Raw genomic sequence first — 4,605 nt, 5'->3', positions numbered from 1 at the left:
CCGTCTCGTGGGCTCGGAGATGTGTATAAGCGACAGCCCTATGGACGGCGATCGGCGACAAGTCAGGCCGGCGAAGTCGAGGACGGCGGCAGGTCGGCCTCCGTGCGGCCGAGGACGAGTTGGTCGAAGAGGGCGCCGCCGCCGTCACTGCGCAGGCTGAGGCTGCGGACGCGGCCCAGTCGCCCGCCGGTGAGCTGCCACAGGTCCACGCGTACCGTGGTCCATTCGGTGGGGGGTGCGCCCGCGATCCGATGCAGGGCCATGACGGAATCGGGCAACCACGCGGAGTCGCCGACGGTGACTGCGACGGACGGTGAGGGCCAGCCGGGCCCGATCCGTAGACCGATCCCCTGGGTCTGTTGCCCCAGAGCCTTCCACGCGAACTGGAAGTGCCGGTATTGGCCCGGGCCCGTCGGGTTCTCGACGATCTCGAAGTCCCAGTCGTGGACCGTGTGGCCGAAGAAGCCGTTCGGGTGGAGCGGGTGGCGTTCCACCGTGTCGTTCAGTCGCACGCACTTGGTTCCGGAGTACGCACCGCCGTGCTGGAAGACGACGCGGGAGCCCGGCTCGCCGAGTACGAGGTCGCGCATGTCGTCCTCGCGGTCGTCGAACAGAACGGCGAGTGCCTTCGGTTCCAGCACGTCCCGGTGGGAGTTGCCCAGCACCTCTCCGTGGAAGACGAGCTCTCCGAGGCGGAGGTTTCCCGCGGGCCAGGCGCCGCCGCCGGTCGTGACGAACCGGAAGCGCGCGGACTCGATGGCCGGTTCGATGGGGTGGCGGTGCACGACCCGGTCGGACAGCAGCATCGGACCGTCGCACCAGAGTCCCCGCTTGGTGTCCCACCACTGAAGCAGGACGTCACGCATCCATGACTCGGGGTGCGCCGGGTCCTCGGCGAACGTGATCCCCTTGAGCCGCACCTGGGTGCGAAGGGTGTCGACGGTGAACACGAACTCGTTGTCCCGGTTGTGTCCCAGGCCGTTGAGGACTGTCCAGTTCAGCCACGGCCGCGGGGGCGGGTCGGCGCTGGCGTCGGTCAGGAGCGCGAAGTCGTTCTGAGGCACCATGGGGATGGTCGGGTTGACCATCCTGATGTCGAAGAAGGCGTGGGTGTCCGCGATCAGGTTGGGGGTCAGCTCCAGGGGGTGCTCGGGCGCGTTGCCCCAGCCCGTCCTGCGCACCACCGTTACCTGATCGGGCGCCAAGAGTTTGGGCCGGATGTCCTCCTCCGTGGGGGCCAGTCGAGTCCGCCAGCGTTCGCGGAGATCGGCCAGGCCGGTGCCGCGGTACCGGATGACCGTGCCCGTCCAGGTCGCCACGAGCAGGTCACCGCCCGGCAGCCAGGCGGGCACCGGCAGCGCCCGCAGGTCGGTGGCGGCCAGCAGCGTACCGTCACGCTTGAAAACGGACAGGGTCCCGAGTTCACTGCYGACGGCGACAAGGGTGCCGTCGGCAGAAACGCGTGGGCGGCGCAGCAGGTCGTCCCCGGTGTACGTCCACAGCAGGCCGCCCTCGGTGTCGAACGCCCTGAGCTGGTTGCGGGAGGTGACCGCGAGGAAGGACCCGTCGGCGCAGACGGAGACCTCACTCGCGGCGGTGGGCAGGGTGTGGGCGAGCCGGCCGCCGCGGATCACGTACACCCGCCCGCCGTCGGCTTCGGACCAGATCACCGCCGTACGCCGGTCCCCGCTGACGACACCGCCGTTGAAGGTCCCGCCGAAGCTCGCGCCGACGGCGACGTCGATGGACCACAGGGTGGTGCCGTCCGCCGCCGAGAGCCCGGTGATGGTGTTCTCGGCGAAGGTGATCAGGGTGTCGTCGTCGAGGGCGAGCAGTCTGAGCGGCATCCTGCGGTTCTGCGCCCACCACTGGTGCGCCCACATCTCGCGCCCCTCTTCACTGTCCCAGACCGCGAGGCCCAGGTCGCCGGAGGTGGCGACCCAGGAACCGCCGGGCGCCATCGCGAAGTTGTTGAGGCCGTAGTCGTAGCCCCACTCGCTCTTGGCCCAGTCGGTGGCCTTCCTGGGCAGGCCGAACAGGGCGAACCGGCGCTCGGGCGTGCCGGAGGCGTCCAGCAGATAGAGGTGGTAGCCCTCGGGGGCGTGCACGTCGAAGCCCTGGGCTGCGAAGCCCTCGGGGTGGGCCGTGGGGGCGTAGGCGAAGTGGTGGCCGATCCGTTGCCGCCAGCGGGTCCTGCCGGTGGTGAGGTCGAGGCCGTACAGGTTGTGGTCCCAGTTGAAGGTGTTGAGCGCGGCGGTGCGGCCGTCGGCTGAGAGCGCGATGTCCCGTACGTGCGGGCCGAACGCCTCCTCGGTCGTGGGCGGCAGCGGGTCGTGGACCAGCGGGACGATGGCGTAGAGGCGGGCGGGTTCGGTGCGCAGGTCGGCCGTGAACTCGCCGCCCAGCAGGGAGACCCGCTTGCCGGTGAGCACGTCGACGACCTGGTGCAGCGCGGGCAGCCGCACCTTGAGCTTCGCCCGTACCGGGATGCGGTGGGCGCAAATCAGGCTCACCCGCCAGGCGAGTCCGGGTTCCCAGTCGAGCATCGTGTTGTTGACGGCCCAGATGTAGGTGACGTTCCCGGCCCGCCATTCGCTGAGCAGGACCTCCGGGTTGTCGCACTGGGCGACGGGCGGGACGCGGACCAGGGCCTTGCTGACCATAGCCGCCTGGTCGAGGAAGGCGCGGCGGAGGCGGTAGTAGGCCGTGTCGTCGCTCTGCACGCTCTGTTCGCCTTCGACCCGGTCGAACGAGACGATCTTGTCGGCGTCGAAGCGGAGCGGGTAGAAGTCTCTGCGGTACTTCTCCAGGCACGTACGGTCGGCGTACACGGTGACCTTGCCGGGTGGCATCTCGTCGGTCGGCTTCGGTGGCGGCGGCGCGTGCACTTCCCGCAGCGCCGCATCCAGCCGCGGGTCCAACTCGACGGTCTGGCCGACCAGGAGTACGGCTTCGTAGCGCCGCAGGACCTCGGGGTCGGCGTCCTCGGCGAAGACGAACGACGCCGGGCGGTGCGCGTGCAGGCAGGTGGCGTACGCCTCGTAGAGCCGCAGGAAGTAGACGCTGGCGAGGGTGTGATAGGTCTCCAGGCGCAGCATGCGGGTGGAGACCACGATCGCGACGCGGTTCGCGTTCTCGGCGCCTGCGACGGCCGGCCCGAGCCGGGTGATCAGGTCGAACGCGGCGCGCAGCACGGACGTCTTGCCCGCTCCCCCGGCGCGGGGATCGCCGGGCTTGGAGCCGCTGCCGCCGCCGCGCTCCTTGTAGTCGAGGATGCCCTCGACGTGCTGATTTCCCGCGTCGCCGACCATGCCGGTGCCCTGCGGGCCGCGCATCGCCTGGAGGAACAGGGTGGGCAGGATCATCCCGCCGGTGCCGTCGTCGTTGAACAACTCCGGGTGGCCCCAGGCCGGTTTGCCGGGCCGCCGGTAGTAGTCGACCATGTGCGCCGAGGTCAGCGGCGCCGGGGCCTGCTCGCCCTGGTAGTGCAGGTCGACTTCGTCGGCGGACGCGAAGATGATCTGGGGCGGGCACTGGGGTTCGCGGTAGGGCGCGGTCATGGCGCTGATCAGGCCGGGGGCAACCGTGTTCAGTTCGCCGCGGAAGGTGGTGCCCAGGCCGGTCTTGTAGGCGAAGGCACGGTCGGTCACGGTGTCGAGGACGGGCGACCAGTGGCCGTCCGTCTTCGCCTTGTCGGCCGCCTCGATGTACTCGGCCCGCTCCTGTTCGTCCTGTGCGTGGGCGGCGCCGTGTTGGGCCAGCCACCAGTTGGCGCCCCAGGTCCAGCCGCGAAGGGCGGCGTAGGGGCGGAGCTGCGAGGTGACCTTCCGGATCTCGGCCTTCAGCTCCGTCTCGTTGCGAGGTTCGTGGTTGTGCGGCCAGTCCAGCGGCAGATAAGTGTCGTTGTGGAGGAGAACTGCCTGCTCCTGCATGCCGTGTGCGCCGTATCCGGCGATGGTGCGGCGGGCCGTGTCCTCGACGTGTGCCTTCAGCGAGGAGACCGCCTTCGGGTCCCCGTCCAGGCGCTTGGCGAGGTCCGAGTCGAAGGAGGCGTCCACGAGGTGCGCGGACCAGCCGAGGGCGCCGAGACGGTCGACGAAGAGGTTGAGGCCGAGCSKCTCGGCCCGGGTCAGATGGGCATCGATGGTGTCCGGCGCGTCCGTGGGCCGGGGCGAACCCCTCCAGGTGAGGATCGTCGCCAAGTCCGCGCCGGGTACCCAGCTGCCCGGCACCGCACGGGTGAAGATGCTCCGTGACGGTGCCGTGGTCGGTGAGCCCCGAAACGTCGCCCTGACGAACGGCAGCGGGGAGTTGACGTTCGACGCGGAGTTCACCCGCGGCCTGGAGCCCGGCCGGTACGTCATCGACGCCGATCCACCGCCCGGTTTCACCGTGGCCCCGCAGTATCTGGAGATCGGGCCCGGGCTCGTCCAGCGGCCCGGGTTCCACATCACCTGGTACAGCGACATCTACACATCCCAACACGCAAGTTTCCCGGTCGACCCCCGGGATGTGATCAAGGACTCGGCCACCCAACTCCCGCCCCGGCCACGGTGTGGCGCAGCAGCAGTCGCGAGCCCAGCAGCCGCGCCCGCACGAGGGGGT

General features: G+C 70.0%; 2 protein-coding genes. One reads left to right on the top strand and one right to left on the bottom strand.

What is annotated here, in order from left to right:
• Nucleotides 1-62: 62 nt before the first annotated feature.
• Entirely contained in the window at nucleotides 63-4,202 is a 4,140-nt protein-coding gene (locus EAO75_RS44465) for a PQQ-binding-like beta-propeller repeat protein (RefSeq protein ID WP_148000822.1), read from the bottom strand.
• On the opposite strand from EAO75_RS44465, the gene EAO75_RS44460 reads away from it, so the two are divergent.
• The coding region (locus EAO75_RS44460; RefSeq protein ID WP_148000821.1) for a hypothetical protein at nucleotides 4,186-4,605 on the top strand (420 nt) is incomplete at its 3' end. The genes EAO75_RS44465 and EAO75_RS44460 overlap by 17 nt on opposite strands.

It is taken from the genome of Streptomyces sp. UW30 (assembly GCF_008042075.1).
Taxonomy (GTDB): Bacteria; Actinomycetota; Actinomycetes; order Streptomycetales; family Streptomycetaceae; genus Streptomyces.
The sequence above is the reverse complement of the archived record's forward strand: the minus strand, read 5'-3'. Positions and strand labels throughout refer to the sequence as shown.